The organism is Dyella sp., assembly GCF_036746095.1.
Classification (GTDB): domain Bacteria; phylum Pseudomonadota; class Gammaproteobacteria; order Xanthomonadales; family Rhodanobacteraceae; genus Dyella_B.
The window spans coordinates 92775-108831 of record NZ_DAIOEU010000011.1 but is presented as its reverse complement, the minus strand read 5'-3'; the positions used below and the strand labels follow the sequence as shown (position 1 = coordinate 108831).

Here is a 16057-nt window from a genome sequence, read left to right as displayed (position 1 = left end):
GCGCTCGTCGCGCTGCTGGCGGCTTGCAGCAACGGCGCGCAGGATTCCGCGCAGGACGCACAGAAGTCGGCTGACCAGGCCCAGCAAGCTGCTACGCAGGCTGCTGACCAGGCTCAGAAGGCCGCTGCTGCTTCCACCGCTGCTGCTCCGGCTGCTGCTCCGGCTTCCACCGCTGCTGCTCCGGCCGCTGCTCCGGCTTCCACGGCTGCCGCTCCGGCTGCTGGCGATGCGATGAAGAGCGCCGCTGCCGATGCTTCGAAGGCTGCCGACAAGGCTGCCGACGCTGCCAAGTCGGCTGCGACCGCTGCGAAGGACGCCGCCAAGGACGCTTCGAAGGGTAACTAATCCTTCGTTCGTAGCTCGGCTAAACCGGCCGCCGTCTGGCGGCCGGTTTTTTTATGCCGGACCGCCAACCGGTATCATCCACGGTTTGCCCCACGAGCTTGGCGACACATGAGCGTCCTTACCTCGCAGATCGATCCCCGCTCCTCCGATTTCCAAACCAGCAGCGCGAACCTGCGCAGCCTGGTGGATGACTTGCATCAGCAACTGGCGCGCCATGCCGAGGGCGGCGGCGCCAAGGCGCGCGAAAAGCACACCGCGCGCGGCAAGCTGCTACCGCGCGAACGCATCCGCGCCTTGCTCGATCCCGGCTCGCCGTTCCTGGAACTCTCGCCGCTTGCGGCGCATGGCATGTACGAAGGCGCAGCGCCGGCCGCCGGCGTCATCACCGGCATCGGCCGCGTGCATGGCGTCGAGGTGGTGGTGGTGGCCAATGACGCCACGGTCAAAGGCGGCACGTATTTCCCGATGACGGTCAAGAAGCATCTGCGCGCCCAGGAAGTAGCGCTGGAGAATCGCCTGCCCTGCATCTACCTGGTCGATTCCGGCGGCGCGTTCCTGCCGATGCAGGACGAGGTCTTTCCGGACAAGGAACATTTCGGCCGCATCTTCTACAACCAGGCGCGCATGTCGGGCCTTGGCATTCCGCAGATCGCGGTGGTGATGGGTTCGTGCACCGCTGGCGGCGCCTACGTGCCGGCAATGAGCGATGAAACCATCATCGTGCGCGAACAAGGCACGATCTTCCTCGGTGGGCCGCCGCTCGTGAAGGCGGCGACCGGCGAAGTGGTGGACGCCGAAGCACTCGGCGGCGCCGACGTGCATACGTCCACCTCGGGCGTAGCCGATCATTTCGCCGAGAACGATGCGCATGCGCTGTCGATCGCGCGCGATATCGTGGCCAGCCTCAACCGCAACAAGCCGATGCCGCTGGCAGTGAAGGCGCCGGTGGAACCACGCTATGCGGCGGAAGAGCTGTATGGGGTGATCCCCCAGGACACGCGTCGCCCGTTCGATATCCGCGAGATTATCGCGCGCATCGTCGACGGCTCTGAATTCCATGAGTTCAAGGCACGCTACGGCAAGACGCTGGTGTGCGGCTTCGCGCACATCCATGGCTATCCGGTAGGCATCATCGCCAACAACGGCATCCTGTTTTCCGAATCCGCGCTCAAGGGCGCGCACTTCATCGAGCTGTGCAACCAGCGCAATGTACCGCTGGTGTTCCTGCAGAACATCACCGGCTTCATGGTCGGCAAGAAATACGAGAACGCCGGCATCGCCAAAGACGGTGCGAAGATGGTCACTGCGGTAGCTTGCTCGCACGTACCGAAGTTCACGGTGGTGATCGGGGGCAGCTTCGGCGCCGGCAATTACGCCATGTGCGGTCGTGCGTATGGCGCGCGTTTCCTGTGGATGTGGCCGAACGCGCGCATCAGCGTGATGGGCGGCGAGCAGGCCGCCAGCGTGCTGGCGACGGTGAAGCGCGATGGCATGGAGGCTGCCCGCCAGACGTGGAGCGCTGAGGAAGAAGAGGCTTTCAAGGCGCCGATCCGCGATCAATACGAACGCCAAGGACACCCCTACTACGCCACGGCGCGGCTGTGGGACGATGGCATCATCGATCCGGCCGATACGCGCCGCGTGCTCGGGCTGGCGATTTCGGCGTCGTTGAATGCGCCGATCGAGCAGCAACGGTATGGCGTATTCCGGATGTAGCATGCTTTGCCCCTCGCCCTCCGGGGAGAGGGGCTAAAGCCGCAGACAGGACGTACAGGGGGAAAGCAACAACATGATCGTCGGCATCGATCTCGGCACCACGCATTCGCTTATTGGCTGCTACGGCGAGGAAGGGCCGCAGCTCTTCCGCAACGCGCTGGGCGACTACCTCACGCCTTCCGTCATCAGCGTGGACGACGATGGGCACATGCTGGTCGGCGCGGCCGCGCGCGACCGGCTGATCAGCCATCCAGCCGCCAGCGTCGCGGCCTTCAAGCGCTGGATGGGCACGGCACGCGAAGTGCAGCTTGGGCAACGCAGCTTTCGTCCGGAGGAATTGTCCGCATTGGTGCTGCGCTCGCTGCTGGCCGACGCCGAAGCCGTACTGGGCGAAAAAGTGCAAGAGGCAGTGATCAGCGTGCCCGCCTATTTCTCCGATGCGCAACGCAAGGCGACGCGCGCCGCGGGTGAGTTGGCGGGCATCAAGGTGGAGCGGCTGATCAACGAACCCACCGCCGCCGCCCTCGCCTATGGCCTGCAGGAGCGCAAGGAAGGCAGCCGTTTCCTGATTTTCGATCTCGGCGGCGGCACCTTCGACGTATCGGTGCTGGAGATGTTCGAAGGCGTGGTGGAAGTGCACGCCAGCGCCGGCGACAACTACCTTGGCGGCGAGGATTTTCTCGATGCGCTGCAGGCGGCATGTCTTGCCGACCTGAAACTGCGCGCCGAGGATTTCTCGGCGATCGAACGCGGCCTGTTGCGCCGCCGTCTGGAACTGGCCAAGCGCAGCCTGAGCCAGCAGCCTGAAGTAAGCGTGGAATGCCAGGCCGGCAAGCACGCCATCAAGTGGAACATCGACCAGGACCGCTTCTTCAACCTGGCTGAACCTTTGATGCAACGCATGCGCATGCCGCTGGAGCGTGCGTTGCGCGACGCGCGCCTGCGCCCCGATCAACTCGATGAGATCGTGCTGGTGGGCGGCGCCAGCCGCATGCCGCTGGTATCGCGCCTGATCGCGCGCATGTTCGGCAAGCTGCCGTTGCGCCACGTCAATCCCGATGAAGCCATCGCGCTGGGCGCATGCGTCGCCTCCGGCCTCAAAAGCCGCAATGCGAAGCTGGAAGAAGTCATTCTTACCGATGTGTGCCCGTATACGCTGGGCGTGGAAATCGGCCAGCGCGATGCACAGGGGCACGTGCAGAATGGCTTGTTCTCGCCAATCATCCAGCGCAACAGCGTGGTGCCGATCAGCCGCGAAAGCAGCTATTGGCCAATGAGCGAACGGCAAGCCAAGCTCACGCTGAACATCTACCAGGGCGAAAACCCAATGGTGGAGAACAACATCAAGCTGGGTGAGCTGGAAATCGCACTCAACCCCACGCTTCCCGTTTCTGGCAACGAAGTGGTCGTGCGCTTCACCTACGATATCAATGGCGTGTTGCAAGTGGAGGCAACCCCGAAAACCAGCGGCATACGCCACGAACTGGTGTTGCAGCAAAACCCCGGCATGCTCAATGACGAAGAAATTCGCGCACGGCTGGCCGCCTTGTCGGAACTGAAAATCCATCCGCGCGCCAAGCAGGAAAACATCGCCCTGCTCGCACGCGCCGAGCGATTGTTCGAGGAACATCTCGCCGCCCGCCAGGTGCTGCAGCAATGGATCGGCCATTTCCGGCAAGTACTGGAAGCACAGGACGAACGCCTGATTGAAGAGCATCGCAAAAACTTTAGCGATGCGCTGGATTCGCTGGAGGCGCAGCTTTGAACTGGGCGTTTGCGCTGCTGGGACTGACGCCGGAAACGGATGCCGCCAGCGTCAAGCGGGCGTATGCGCGTTTGTTGCGCACCACGCGGCCGGATGAGGATCCGGAAGCGTTCCAGCGTCTGCATACGGCGTACAAGTTGGTGCTGGCGCACGTCACCAGGACTGCGCCGCCGCCCGTCAATGCATCGTCGACAACGGCGCAAAAAGAACCGCATCGCCCGGACACCGTCGCATCGTCGACGCCTTCATCACCGCAAGGCAATGCTGCCAAGCTCCCTCCCGCTCCCGCCATTCATCTCGGCAACCTGACGAAGGACGTTATTCGTGCCGCCGTCGAAGCGGAAAACGGCAGCGCGCTTTTTCACCAGTTACAAAAGCGGCCGGAGTTCTGGTCCATCCCGGTCAAGCAACAGGCCGCCCAGGTCGTGCTGCAACGGCTGTTTCAGCAACCGCAAACCATATCGGGCGACAACATGGACGCGCTACTGCGTTTCTTCGATTTGGACCACGTCCTGTCGGGTGTGAATCCTGTCGCACTGCAAGCCTTGCGCGTGCGGCAAAGGACGCTGTGGGAATTGCTTCCCGAGCATCACCACGAACTGGCGCGGCGCATCGGGCGGATGCGCAACGGTCGCCCCGACGTGCTTTCGCTGCGCAAGGATCTTGCGTTTCTGCAACGACCTTTCAATTGGCTGCGCACGGCCTCCGCGGCCATGCAATCCCATCGAGGCCGCCGATTGGCGCATCTGGTCCAAGCGCTTTCCCATAACGGCCGCGTTGACGACATGCCTGCGGCGATTGATCGGCGACAAGCCATCTTCTGGTCACGCGGCGTCATCGTCGGCACGTCGTTGACATGGGAACGCTTCGCTCTCAATACCCTGCGCGCATGCGTGTGGACGTTGGCGGTCATTTTCGCGGTGATGGGAATCTTCGCGATGGGTGGCGGATCCGAGGCCGCTGGCATGGATTGGCATGCGGCGATACGGACCTCCAGCATTCTTGCCTCAACGGTGATCGGTGGGTGGCTGTTGATGGCGGGCTGCTGGTGGTTCGATCAATGGCAAGGCCAAGCGGAAGCGAAGCCGTCGCGCTGGCCATGGTTGCGCAGGCTCGCCATGCCGTTACTCTGCGTTTCGAGCGTGGCCATCCAGGCATCGGGGTGGGCGCACGCTTTCGGCGGCATGCTGGCCGCCCTGAGCTTTGTTTTTGCCGTGCGGCGATTCCGCCGCCGCACGCCGGCAAAAAGCGAGCTATTGCTCCGCACTGGACGCTTCGCGCCAGCGATGATTTTTTTCACCCTCATTCTTGGCGCACCGCTGGTGCACAAGATGGATGACAGTGACTTTCTGACCATGGCCATGGCCTTGCTTGGCCTTGCACTGTGGGGAATCGACATGTGGCTTCATCGCGCCTACCTGCACCCTAAGCTTGCACGAAGCTGACCTTGCATGCGCGCTTTCGCGGCGGCATGCCCTGGCAGCCGTTGTGTCGCGTGCTGATCCACTCCCCCTTGCACATGGCAAAAGAGCTTAGGCCGGAATGGAATCACAGCATCGGAAAAACCATCCCAGCTTACGGCCGCCTCTCAATGCCGGCGCGGACGGAATTGCAACGGCACTGCCTCGCCGCGCGCAGCAGCCGGTGGCTTCGGTCCACATGCGCCACACGTGCTGCAACCATCACTGCAATTGCCCGTCGCCTGTTTCGGCTGTAGACGGCGCGCGAAAGAACGCATCCACGCAGCATGCCCAGGCTGACCGAGATGAATCGACGCGGACGCCAGCCAACGGTTGGTGAGTTGTGGCGCCAGCTTGCGGAACGCATACAGCGCGCTGGCAAGCACCACCAGCGCGATCACCACGTACTGAACCAGCAGACCGGTACTCACGAGAACAACCCCGCAACCTGATAGGTAATAAACGATGCCATGTACGCCACGACAAACATGTAGCCGAAGGAAATCGCCACGTTGCGCCAGGACTGCGTTTCACGGCGAATCACCGCCAGCGTGGACATGCATTGCGGCGCAAAGGCAAACCACACCAGCAGCGACAACGCCGTCGCCAGCGAGAAATTGCCGGTAAGCGCATGTGCCAGGCCACCGTTCTGCGCATCGCCACTGACGGCATAGACAGTAGCCAGTGTCGCCACGGCCGTTTCACGCGCGGCAAATGCGGGAATCAATGCCAGGCTGATCTGCCAGTTGAAGCCTAGCGGCGAGAAAATGTGCTGCAGGAAGCGGCCAAGATAGCCGGCAAGGCTGTAGTTGATGGCGGGACCCGTAGCGCCTACCGGCGGCGACGGAAAGGTCGAGATAAACCACATCAACACCGTCAACGCCAGGATCACCCCGGTAAGGCGCTTCAAGAAGATGCTGCCGCGCTCGTACAAACCGAGCGCAACGTCGCGCACCCTGGGCAAGCGATAGGACGGCAATTCCATCAACAACGCGTGTTCGCTCTTGTCGCGGCGAATGCGCTTGATCACCCAGCCCACCGTCATGGCGCCGACAATGCCGGCCACGTACAAGGCGAACAGCACCACGCCCTGCAGGTTGAAGAACCCGAATACGCGGCGTGCGGGAATGAACGCGCCAATCAGCAGCGCGTATACCGGCAAGCGCGCGGAACAGGTCATCAGCGGCGCCACCAGAATCGTGGCGAGGCGATCGCGCGGATCGGTGATGCTGCGCGTGCCCATGATGCCGGGAATGGCGCAGGCGAAGCTCGACAGCAATGGAATGAACGAGCGGCCGGTCAACCCTACCGATACCATCAGGCGATCGAGCAAAAATGCCGCGCGCGGCAGGTAGCCCGACTCCTCCAGCATCAGGATGAAGAGGAACAGCACCAGAATCACCGGCAAAAAGCCGAGCACCGTGCCCAGCCCGCCGAAGATGCCGCTTACCACCAGATCGTGGATCGGGCCGGCAGGCAGCACCACGGCCGCATGCTCGCCAAGCCAGGTAAAACCTTCGCCGATCAGGTCGCTCATCGGCTTGCCGGATGCGTAGACCGCCTGGAAGACCAGGAACATCACCACCGCGAGCGTGAGCAACCCGAACACCGGGTGCAGCGCCCAACGATCGAGTGCATCGTCGATGGCAGCCGTGGCGCGTGGCATGGTGACGGTGGCCGCCATCAATTGGCGTACTTCGTCGTGGAGATTGGCGCGGCTGTCCGGATCGTCCGGCAGCGCAAGCGGCGCTTCCGGCAGATCGCCATCCACCCGCTCGACCAGCGCGCGCGTACCGCCACGCTTGACCGCAATGGTTTCCACCACGGGGATGCCGAGGCGACGCTGCAATTCCGCCACATCGATGGTGATGCCGCGACGGCGCGCCGCATCCATCATGTTCAAGGCCAGCACCACTGGCCGGCCGAGCCGCTTCACTTCCAGCACAAAGCGCAGATGCAGGCGCAGGTTGGTGGCGTCCGCCACGCAAATGATGAGGTCGGGTGCTGCCTCGCCGGGATAGTTGCCTTCCAGCACATCGCGCGTGATCTGTTCGTCCGGGCTGGCGGCGTCGAAGCTGTAGGTACCGGGCAGATCCAGGATCTGCATCACGCGGCCCGACGGCGCGGTGAATCGCCCTTCCTTGCGCTCCACCGTGACGCCGGCGTAATTGGCCACTTTCTGGCGTCCACCGGTGAGCTGGTTGAACAGCGCCGTCTTGCCACAATTGGGGTTGCCGACCAGGGCGATGCGCAGCGTATCGGCGCTCATGCAACCTCCCGCACCGTGACCCGCGAGGCTTCGGCACGACGCAACGCAAAGCGGGTCGAGCCGATCTGGATCAATAGCGGATCGGCGCCCACCGGGCCACGCGCGACCAGCTTCACGTGTTCGCCGGCCACAAAGCCCAGGTCACGCAGGCGCTGCGCGATCAGGTCATCGGCATGGGCATCTTCGACTCGTTCAACCACGGCGTTAGCACCTTTCGGCAAATCGGACAGGCGCACAGTTGTTACGCTTCTAAATAAGAATGGTTCGCATTGTATCCTCTTTTCGCATTGGGTGCAGGGGTCCGTCCCCCACTGAAGACGGACTGAAAGCGGCTGGCCGGCCGGAGGGCGATGCTACGCTTCAAGACATCCGCTCCCTATGCATGGACGTCCCATGACCACCATCCAGATCGCCGACCACGCGGGTATCCGCGAACTCCGCCTCAATCGCCCGGACGTGCACAACGCCTTCGACGATCGACTGATCGCCGAACTCACCGTGGCTTTGCGGGACGCCGGTGACGACCCCGCCGTACGTGTCGTGGTGCTGACCGGGGTGGGGGCAAGCTTCTCGGCCGGCGCAGACCTCAACTGGATGCGCGGCATGGCCAAGGCCAGCGAGGCGGAAAACCGCGAAGACTCCCTGCGCCTGGCGGCGCTGATGCGCACGCTGCAATTCCTGCCCAAACCCACCGTTGCCCGCGTCAATGGCGCGGCTTATGGCGGTGGCGTGGGGCTGATCGCCTGTTGCGATATCGCCATTGGCGTGAACACGGCCAAGTTCGGCCTTACCGAAGTAAAACTGGGTTTGGTGCCCGCCGTGATTTCACCGTATGTCGTGGCAGCCATCGGGGTACGCCAGGCGCGGCGTTTGTTCCTGACCGGCGAGATCTTCGATGCAGAAACGGCGATGAACATCGGATTGCTGCACGAGGCGGTCTCCGCCGAATATCTGGACGACACCGTGCACACCGTGCTCAAGCAACTGGCCAAGGCCGGCCCGCTGGCGCAGCGCGAAGCCAAGCAACTTGCCTTCAACATGCACGGACTCACCCTGCCCATGGCCGAACGTATCGACCATGACAACGCCGCATTGATCGCTCGGCTGCGCGTATCGGAAGAAGGCCAGGAAGGGCTTGGCGCCTTTCTCGACAAGCGCGCCGCCAACTGGGTTTGAGCATGCTGACGCCACGCTGGCAGCAGCAGTGCTTAGGCTGGGATGGCATCCCGGCTTTGTCGTGATTCCGGGTGCTGCTCATCCGGCCTACCTGCAACTCTTTGTCCCACTACGAGGCACGCCATGAAACGCATCATCAACATCGCCGACGTCGACCTGCAGCCACGCCCGCCCGCCTTCGCCGCCACCGGCGATGCCGCCCAGCGCTTCGATGCACGCATGGGACGCGTATCCATGCAGCTGGGCGCGGAGAAGCTCGGCTACAACATCACCGCGGTGCCGCCCGGCATGCGCGCGTTTCCGCTGCACAACCATCGTGTCAACGAGGAAATGTTCTTCATCCTGCAAGGTGAAGGCGAGATTCGCATCGGCAGCGAAAGCCACCCGATCCGCCAGGGCGACATCATCGCCTGCCCGCCCGGCGGGCCGGAAAGCGCGCATCAGATCATCAACACTGGATCGGTTGAAATGCGTTATCTCGCCGTGAGCAGCAAGCTTTCGCCGGAGATCTGCGAATACCCGGATTCCAACAAGTACGGCATCCTGGGTGAATTCGGGCCGGATGCGGAAGGCAAGCCGCAGATGATTCGCATCGTCATGCGCCAGGGCGACACGATCGATTACTGGGAAGGCGAGTAATGCGCCTGCCAAAGCGGCCACCGCTAGCTGGATGACATCCCGGCTTTTGTCCGCATGGCGATGCGGGGATTTCATCCCAGCCCAATGTGACGACGGCGCACGCATGCTGCGCCGCGCATCGGCCGCGTCACGCAATTCTGCTAGCTTTATGGGCTTTGCAGCTGCAAGCGATGGGTTGAGGAATCCGCATGTTCGAGCGTGTACTGATTGCCAATCGCGGCGAGATCGCCTGCCGCGTGATCCGCACCTGCCGGCGGCTGGGCATCCATACCATTGCGGTGTATTCGGAAGCGGACCAGGACGCGCAGCACGTGCGGCTCGCCGATGAAGCCTGGCCGATCGGCGGGCCACGGCCGGCCGAATCCTATTTGCGCGCCGACGCCATTGTGGAGGTCGCAAAAAAATCCGGCGCGCAGGCGATCCATCCCGGTTACGGCTTCCTTTCCGAAAACACCGCCTTCGCACGTGCCTGCACCGAAGCCGGCGTGACGTTTATCGGCCCACGCCCGGAAAGCATCGACGCGATGGGTTCCAAGGCTGCCGCCAAGGCGCTGATGGAACATCATCGCGTGCCGCTGGTGCCGGGCTACCACGGCGAAAACCAAGCGAGCGATTTCCTTGCCGAACAAGCACGCAAGACCGGCTTCCCACTGATGATCAAGGCCGCGGCCGGCGGCGGCGGCAAAGGCATGCGCATTGTGCGCACGGAAAAGGAATTCGCCGATGCCCTGGCCTCCGCGCAACGCGAAGCGGCCAGCTCGTTCGGCGATACGCGCGTGATCCTGGAGCGCTACGTCGAGCATCCACGGCATATCGAATTCCAGGTGTTCGGCGACACGCACGGCAACGTTATTCACCTCAACGAACGCGAGTGTTCCGCGCAGCGCCGCTATCAGAAAGTGCTGGAGGAAACGCCCTCCCCGTTCCTTGATGCCGAACGCCGCAAGGCCATGGGCGAGGCGGCGGTGGCCGCCGCGAAGGCGGTGAATTACGTCGGCGCCGGCACGGTGGAATTTATCGTGGCCCAGGATGGCAGCTTCTATTTCATGGAGATGAATACGCGCCTGCAGGTGGAGCATCCGGTTACCGAGGAAACCCTGGGCCTCGACCTAGTGGAATGGCAATTGCACATCGCCGCGGGCGAACCGCTGCCGCTGCAACAGGAACAAATCCAGGCTCGTGGGCATGCCATTGAAGTACGCCTGTACGCCGAGGATCCGGATCAGCATTTCCTGCCCGGTTCGGGCAAATTGCGCCGTTTGCGATTGCCCGCTCCGTCGCGTCACGTGCGCTTGGACGGTGGCGTCATCGAAGGCGACACGGTAACGATTTTTTACGATCCGATGATCGCCAAGCTGATCGTCTATGACACCGATCGCACGCAAGCGCTGCAACGCCTGCGCGAAGCCTTGGCCGAATGCGAGATCGTCGGGCCGAAATCGAACATCGCCTTCCTCGAACGGCTGGCGCGTCATCCGGTCGTGATCGAGGGCCGCATCGACACGGGTTACCTCGATCGCCACCTTGATGAATTTCTAACCGGCGATACGGCACCCTCTGAACATGTCCTGTTCGCTGCCGCTACCGCCGCACTGCTTTGCGACGAACGCAAGCTCGTCGCCGCGTCAAGGCATGGCAATGATCCGTATTCGCCGTGGTCGCGTGCGGACGCATGGCGCATCGGGCATGCCGGCAAGCGCATCGTTGCGCTTACCTTGCGCGAGCAGCGCCATGAAATCGAAGCGTTTGGCCATGACGGCGACTACCGTCTGCAGCATGGCGCGTCACACTGCGATGTGCGCGGCGCACGCTTTGCAGGCAGCCTGCTCAGCGCGCGTTTCGGTGCGCAAAGCGCTCGACTGCGTGTGCATGCCGATGAAGAACGCATCACCTTGCACGATGCCAGCGGCCAGCGCCACGCCTTTGTCCGGGCCGCAGCGTTTGCGTGGGAATCCAAGGAAGGCGCCGGTGGCAACCAGATCGTCGCGCCCATGCCCGGCCGCGTCGTGCTGGTGAAGGCCAAGGCGGGCGACACCGTGGAAGAAGGGCAGGAATTGCTGGTGATGGAAGCCATGAAAATGGAACTGGCCTTGAAGGCGCCACGCGCAGGTACCATTGATACCGTCAGCGCAACCCAAGGCGAGTTTGTCGAAGCCGATGCCGTACTCGTTCGCTTCGCGTCGTAACTTGAGGGTTGCAGGAGCTTCACATGACCACTTCCGAAGTCCGCATCGTTGAAGTCAGCCCGCGCGACGGCTTGCAAAACGAGAAGACCCTGCTGCCGCCGGACATCAAGATTGCGTTGATCGACCGGCTTTCCTCCACCGGCCTCAAGACCATCGAAACCACCAGCTTCGTCAGCCCGCGCTGGGTGCCGCAGCTGGCTGACGCGGCGGAAGTGTTTCGCAATATCCGCAAGGTGCCGGGCGTGACCTATCCGGTATTGGTACCGAACGAACAAGGCTATCGCATTGCGCGCCAGGCCGGCGCCACCGAGGTATCGGTCTTCACGGCGGCATCCGAAGCGTTCAATCGCGCCAACATCAACGCTTCCATTGCCGAATCGCTGGAACGCTTCCAGCCGGTGCTGGAAGAAGCCAACGCGGAAGGCGTGAAGGTGCGTGGCTACGTCTCCACCGCCCTAGGTTGTCCCTATCAAGGCGAGGTGGCCATCGCGGACGTGGTCAACGTAGCCAGGCGGCTGTATGAGATGGGCTGCTATGAGGTTTCCGTAGCCGACACCATCGGCGTCGGCACGCCGGCCAAGGCACGCGCGATGCTGCATGCGGTGTCGCAGGAAATTCCCATGCATGCACTGGCGGTGCACTTCCACGATACCTACGGCCAGGCCCTGGCGAACATCCTCGCCTGCCTTGAAGAAGGCGTGCGCGTGGTGGATAGCGCCGTCTCCGGCACCGGTGGTTGTCCGTATGCGAAAGGCGCCAGCGGCAACGTCGCCAGTGAAGACGTGGTCTACATGCTGCATGGCATGGGCATGCAAACCGGCATCGATCTGGACATGCTGGTGGCCACGGGCGCGTGGCTTTCCGCGCAGCTCAACAAACCCACGGCGAGCCGGGTGACGAAGGCGCGTACGACGGTGGCTTGATTGCCAGGCCCGTAAGCTGGCACGGCCATCCCGGCACCCGGAATGCCACAAGAAAGCCGGGATGGTCATCCCAGCTTAAGGCCGATGCACCAGCGCGCAAAAAGCTGATAATTTCCCGCGCATGCCCAACTTCCTCATCCGCTCGATCGAGCCGCGCGATAGCGCCGCCATCGCCAGCATCATCCGCACCGTCATGCCCGAGTTCGGCGCCGACGGTCCCGGCTTCGCCATCCATGATGCCGAAGTGGACGACATGCACGCGGCCTACGCGCGACAGCGCTGCGCCTATTTCGTGGTGGCGCTCAATGGCATCGTGGTTGGCGGCGGCGGTATCGCGCCGCTGGATGCCGGCGAGGATGATGTCTGCGAACTGCGCAAAATGTACTTCCTGCCCGAAGCACGCGGCATCGGTGCCGGCAGCGCCATGATGCAGCGTTGCCTGGATGCCGCCCGCAGCTTCGGCTTCAAGCGCTGCTACATCGAAACGCTCACCGGCATGGACGCCGCGCAGGCGCTATATCTGAAAAGCGGCTTCAAAGCGTTGTGCGCGCCGATGGGCGGTACCGGGCACTTCGGTTGCGATCGTTTCTTCATCCGGGATATCTCATGATTCGCATCGCGCGCGCCGAAGACGCCGAGGCCGTCCACGCCATCTATGCACCTGCCGTCATCGATACCGCCATCACTTTTGAAACCGAACTTCCCGGCGCGGACGCGATGCGCCAGCGCATCCTCACCCGCCTGCAGCATTACCCCTGGCTGGTATGGGAGGAACAAGGTGAAGTGCTCGCCTACGCCTATGCCACACGCTTTCGCGAACGGGCGGCATACGACTGGATCGCCGAAACCTCGATTTACGTGCTTGCGAACGCACGGCGACGTGGCATCGCGCGCAGGCTTTACGGAACCCTGCTGGACGTGATGCGCCTGCAGGGCATCAACCAGGCCGTGGGTGTGATTACCATGCCGGGCGAGACCAGTGTGGCCTTGCATGAAGCGATGGGCTTTACCCCGGCCGGCGTCTGGCGCAAAGCCGGATACAAGCTCGGCCAGTGGTGGGACGTAGGGGTCTGGCAACGGGAGCTGCAACCGCCGGCGCACACTCCTGCTGGCGTAACCGCATTCTCCGCCTTAATGGAATCGCCCACGCTGCGCGATGTATTGGCTGCAGGCGCCCGATGAGCGCATGCGAACCCCAGCGTTGCCATGCAGAAGGCAATGTTGGGCTCGGCGTTTTCTCACCGCCAGCCTATGCGGTTCCGCGCTACTGTCCATGGACCAAGAGTCCACACTTTGCAACCGCCACATAAAAAGCTTACGCAGCTTTCGGACATCTCTCCTGTTTGTCGTCATGGCGGTAACGCTCAATGGCATTGCGCCGCACATGGCGCAGCCTTCACCAACATGGAGATCACCCTCATGAACATTTGTTCGATCATGCGCCCGGCAGCCTTCCGGTTAGCGCTTTTTCTCGGCGTGTGCTTCGCGCTTCCCGCCGCAGCCGCCACGCAAAGCCCGCAAGCCGCTTCCCCCATGGCAGCCACCTATGTCGAGATGCGGGATTATCTGCCTACCTGGCAGCAGCAAGACGCCTGGGTGAGCACCATCTATTCGCTGAAGCGGAACTTCGACGACATATGCGGCGATACCTTTTGCAGCGGCGAATACACGAACATCGAAGCGTTGAAATATCGCTGCTCGGTCAACACCAGCACCGGCATCATTGGCGAATGCGTCTGGGTGTTCGCGGCAAGCCTGGAAGAGGTCGATGCCGACAGCGGCAAGATCCTGGTGCGGCCGCGTATATGGCAATGCGCCAGCCCACTCGCTCCATCCACGCGGGCCGAGGACCTCGCCGCTGCCTTCGTCAACAACACCCAACCCATGGAAGTCGTGCTGCCCCATACCAACATGACACTCCACGAGAGCCTGACGGACTGCCTGCACTGATTGGCTTGGCGAACCGTGGCGTGAACGCGCCATGGTTCGCTCAACGCAGCAGTGGACACCCATCCCGGCATGGGCGATCGGGAAAAGCGCGCGTAGTGGGTGTGCGTTACCATGACGGTTTTCGCTTTTCGGGATATCCCCATGCAGCTCAACCAAGTCAAGGCCATCATCACCGGAGGCGCTTCCGGCCTCGGCCACGCCGTGGCCCAGCACCTGGCGGCCAACGGCGGCCGCGTCGCCCTGTTCGACGTCAACGAGGAAAAGGGCCAGGCAGCAGCCCAGGCGCTGAGCGGGCACTTTTTCCGCACCGACGTCACCTCAGAAGAAGGTGTATCGGCCAACGTCAACGCCGCCAAGGAAGTGCTGGGTGGCCTGAACGTAGTGATCAATTGCGCCGGCATCCTCGGCGCCGGCCGCGTGCTGGGCAAGGAAGGTCCCATGGCGTTGAACACCTTCGCCTCCACCGTGATGGTGAACCTGGTGGGCAGCTTCAACGTTGCCAAGGCAGGCGCAGCGCTGATGCAGCACAACGAAGCCGGTGAAGATGGCGAGCGCGGCGTGATCATCAACACCGCCAGCGTGGCCGCCTACGAGGGCCAGATCGGCCAGGCTGCCTACTCCGCATCGAAGGGCGGCGTGGTGGGCATGACCTTGCCGATGGCGCGCGAACTGTCGCGCTTCGGCATCCGCGTGGCGACCATCGCGCCAGGCATCTTCTGGACGCCGATGGTCGATGGCATGCCCCCGCAGGTGCAGGAATCGCTCAGCGCTTCCATCCCCTTCCCTTCGCGCCTGGGCAAGCCGGAAGAATTTGCCTCCACCGTGGCATTCATTCTCGGCAACCGCTACATCAACGGCGAAACGATCCGGCTGGATGGCGCGGTACGTCTGCAGCCGAAGTAACGCAAACCCCATCTCACAATCATCGGCTCTCTCAACCCATGAAAGCTTCCGACGTCAAAAAAGGCAACGTGGTCGAACACGAAGGCACCGTTTACCAAGTGCGCGACATCGAGCGCAGTTCGCCCACCGCGCGTGGCGGCAACGTCACGTTCCGTTTCACGCTGTATTCCATTCCCGGCGGTCGCAAGTTCGATCTCAGTCTGCGCGCCGACGATGATCTGAAGGAAATGGATCTGGTGCGCCGCGCCGCCAACTTCTCGTACATGGACGGTGATGCCTACGTGTTCATGGACAACGAGGATTACACGCAATACACGCTCGGGCCGGAACTGATCGGCGACAACGCCGGCTACATCGTGGAAAGCGTGGAAGGCTATTACGTGCAGGTGATCGACGATGCGCCGGTGGGCCTGCAGGTGCCGACCAGCGTGCTGCTTACCGTGGTGGACACCGCACCGGAACTGAAAGGCGCCAGCGCCACCAAGCGCACCAAGCCGGCCAAGCTCAACACGGGCATCGAAATCCAGGTGCCCGAATACATCACCACCGACGAAAAAGTGTGGGTGAACACGCTTAGCGGCGAATTCGCCGGACGCGGTTCCGAAAAGACGTTCTGAACACCGGGCCGCGTATTGGCGGCAGCCTTGAAACCCTACAAAACGGCGCCCATTGCGGCGCCGTTTTGCCACACTGCATCACGCGACACCGCCGCAGCGGTAAGGCAG

At 62.7% G+C, this 16057-nt stretch carries 16 protein-coding genes; 13 read left to right on the top strand and 3 right to left on the bottom strand.

Annotated features, from left to right (window positions below; translation table 11 throughout):
* From V7M64_RS07690 to V7M64_RS07675, 4 genes are all read left to right on the top strand, one after another.
* On the top strand, positions 1-345 hold a 345-nt coding region (locus V7M64_RS07690), incomplete at its 5' end, for a hypothetical protein (RefSeq protein ID WP_333678286.1).
* 108 nt (positions 346-453) lie between these two features.
* A complete protein-coding gene (locus V7M64_RS07685; RefSeq protein WP_333678284.1) occupies positions 454-2061 on the top strand; it encodes a carboxyl transferase domain-containing protein in 1608 nt (535 codons plus the stop codon).
* 73 nt (positions 2062-2134) lie between these two features.
* Positions 2135-3826, top strand: a complete 1692-nt coding sequence (locus tag V7M64_RS07680) for a molecular chaperone HscC (protein WP_333678282.1) — start codon at positions 2135-2137, stop codon at positions 3824-3826.
* The gene (locus V7M64_RS07675; protein WP_333678281.1) at positions 3823-5271 is read left to right on the top strand and encodes a hypothetical protein; all 1449 of its coding nucleotides are present in this window, start codon (positions 3823-3825) and stop codon (positions 5269-5271) included. The genes V7M64_RS07680 and V7M64_RS07675 overlap by 4 nt, the downstream gene beginning before the upstream one ends.
* A gap of 143 nt (positions 5272-5414) precedes the next feature.
* On the opposite strand, the gene V7M64_RS07670 is transcribed toward V7M64_RS07675, so the two are convergent.
* Genes V7M64_RS07670 through V7M64_RS07660 form a run of 3 tightly spaced genes read right to left on the bottom strand, consistent with a single transcriptional unit; the run spans position 5415 to position 7791 of the window.
* The gene (locus tag V7M64_RS07670; RefSeq protein ID WP_333678280.1) at positions 5415-5717 is read right to left on the bottom strand and encodes a DUF6587 family protein; all 303 of its coding nucleotides are present in this window, start codon (positions 5715-5717) and stop codon (positions 5415-5417) included.
* Positions 5714-7555, bottom strand: a complete 1842-nt coding sequence (locus V7M64_RS07665) for a ferrous iron transporter B (protein ID WP_333678279.1) — start codon at positions 7553-7555, stop codon at positions 5714-5716. The genes V7M64_RS07670 and V7M64_RS07665 overlap by 4 nt, the downstream gene beginning before the upstream one ends.
* Entirely contained in the window at positions 7552-7791 is a 240-nt protein-coding gene (locus V7M64_RS07660; RefSeq protein WP_333678277.1) for a FeoA family protein, read from the bottom strand. The genes V7M64_RS07665 and V7M64_RS07660 overlap by 4 nt, the downstream gene beginning before the upstream one ends.
* Positions 7792-7948: 157 nt before the next feature.
* On the opposite strand from V7M64_RS07660, the gene V7M64_RS07655 reads away from it, so the two are divergent.
* The 9 genes from V7M64_RS07655 to yeiP all read left to right on the top strand — a co-directional run bounded on the left by V7M64_RS07655 (position 7949) and on the right by yeiP (position 15949).
* Positions 7949-8731, top strand: a complete 783-nt coding sequence (locus tag V7M64_RS07655; RefSeq protein ID WP_333678276.1) for an enoyl-CoA hydratase-related protein — start codon at positions 7949-7951, stop codon at positions 8729-8731.
* A 123-nt stretch (positions 8732-8854) separates the two neighbouring features.
* Positions 8855-9370: a cupin domain-containing protein gene (locus V7M64_RS07650; RefSeq protein WP_333678274.1), complete on the top strand. Its 516-nt coding sequence runs from the start codon at positions 8855-8857 to the stop codon at positions 9368-9370.
* 188 nt (positions 9371-9558) lie between these two features.
* Positions 9559-11556 (top strand): acetyl/propionyl/methylcrotonyl-CoA carboxylase subunit alpha, encoded by a 1998-nt coding sequence (locus V7M64_RS07645; protein ID WP_333678272.1) that lies wholly within the window; start codon positions 9559-9561, stop codon positions 11554-11556.
* Between the two features lie 23 nt (positions 11557-11579).
* A complete protein-coding gene (locus V7M64_RS07640) occupies positions 11580-12479 on the top strand; it encodes a hydroxymethylglutaryl-CoA lyase (protein ID WP_333678270.1) in 900 nt (299 codons plus the stop codon).
* Positions 12480-12600: 121 nt separating this feature from the next.
* Positions 12601-13089, top strand: coding sequence for a GNAT family N-acetyltransferase (locus V7M64_RS07635; protein ID WP_333678268.1), 489 nt, complete (start codon positions 12601-12603; stop codon positions 13087-13089).
* Positions 13086-13661, top strand: coding sequence for an N-acetyltransferase family protein (locus V7M64_RS07630; protein ID WP_333678266.1), 576 nt, complete (start codon positions 13086-13088; stop codon positions 13659-13661). The genes V7M64_RS07635 and V7M64_RS07630 overlap by 4 nt, the downstream gene beginning before the upstream one ends.
* Before the next feature lie 24 nt (positions 13662-13685).
* Positions 13686-14429, top strand: coding sequence for a hypothetical protein (locus V7M64_RS07625; RefSeq protein ID WP_333678264.1), 744 nt, complete (start codon positions 13686-13688; stop codon positions 14427-14429).
* Between the two features lie 141 nt (positions 14430-14570).
* Entirely contained in the window at positions 14571-15332 is a 762-nt protein-coding gene (locus tag V7M64_RS07620; protein WP_333678263.1) for an SDR family NAD(P)-dependent oxidoreductase, read from the top strand.
* Between the two features lie 38 nt (positions 15333-15370).
* Positions 15371-15949: an elongation factor P-like protein YeiP gene (yeiP, locus tag V7M64_RS07615; RefSeq protein WP_333678262.1), complete on the top strand. Its 579-nt coding sequence runs from the start codon at positions 15371-15373 to the stop codon at positions 15947-15949.
* Positions 15950-16057 lie beyond the last annotated feature (108 nt).

Excerpts from the sequence above, each read along its gene's own strand:
- V7M64_RS07685 (WP_333678284.1), top strand. The coding sequence starts at position 454 with ATGAGCGTCCTTACCTCGCAGATCGATCCCCGCTCCTCCGATTTCCAA.
- V7M64_RS07680 (WP_333678282.1), top strand. The coding sequence starts at position 2,135 with ATGATCGTCGGCATCGATCTCGGCACCACGCATTCGCTTATTGGCTGC.
- V7M64_RS07665 (WP_333678279.1), bottom strand. The coding sequence starts at position 7,555 with ATGAGCGCCGATACGCTGCGCATCGCCCTGGTCGGCAACCCCAATTGT.
- V7M64_RS07655 (WP_333678276.1), top strand. The coding sequence starts at position 7,949 with ATGACCACCATCCAGATCGCCGACCACGCGGGTATCCGCGAACTCCGC.
- V7M64_RS07650 (WP_333678274.1), top strand. The coding sequence starts at position 8,855 with ATGAAACGCATCATCAACATCGCCGACGTCGACCTGCAGCCACGCCCG.
- V7M64_RS07645 (WP_333678272.1), top strand. The coding sequence starts at position 9,559 with ATGTTCGAGCGTGTACTGATTGCCAATCGCGGCGAGATCGCCTGCCGC.
- V7M64_RS07640 (WP_333678270.1), top strand. The coding sequence starts at position 11,580 with ATGACCACTTCCGAAGTCCGCATCGTTGAAGTCAGCCCGCGCGACGGC.
- V7M64_RS07635 (WP_333678268.1), top strand. The coding sequence starts at position 12,601 with ATGCCCAACTTCCTCATCCGCTCGATCGAGCCGCGCGATAGCGCCGCC.
- V7M64_RS07630 (WP_333678266.1), top strand. The coding sequence starts at position 13,086 with ATGATTCGCATCGCGCGCGCCGAAGACGCCGAGGCCGTCCACGCCATC.
- V7M64_RS07625 (WP_333678264.1), top strand. The coding sequence starts at position 13,686 with ATGCAGAAGGCAATGTTGGGCTCGGCGTTTTCTCACCGCCAGCCTATG.
- V7M64_RS07620 (WP_333678263.1), top strand. The coding sequence starts at position 14,571 with ATGCAGCTCAACCAAGTCAAGGCCATCATCACCGGAGGCGCTTCCGGC.
- yeiP (WP_333678262.1), top strand. The coding sequence starts at position 15,371 with ATGAAAGCTTCCGACGTCAAAAAAGGCAACGTGGTCGAACACGAAGGC.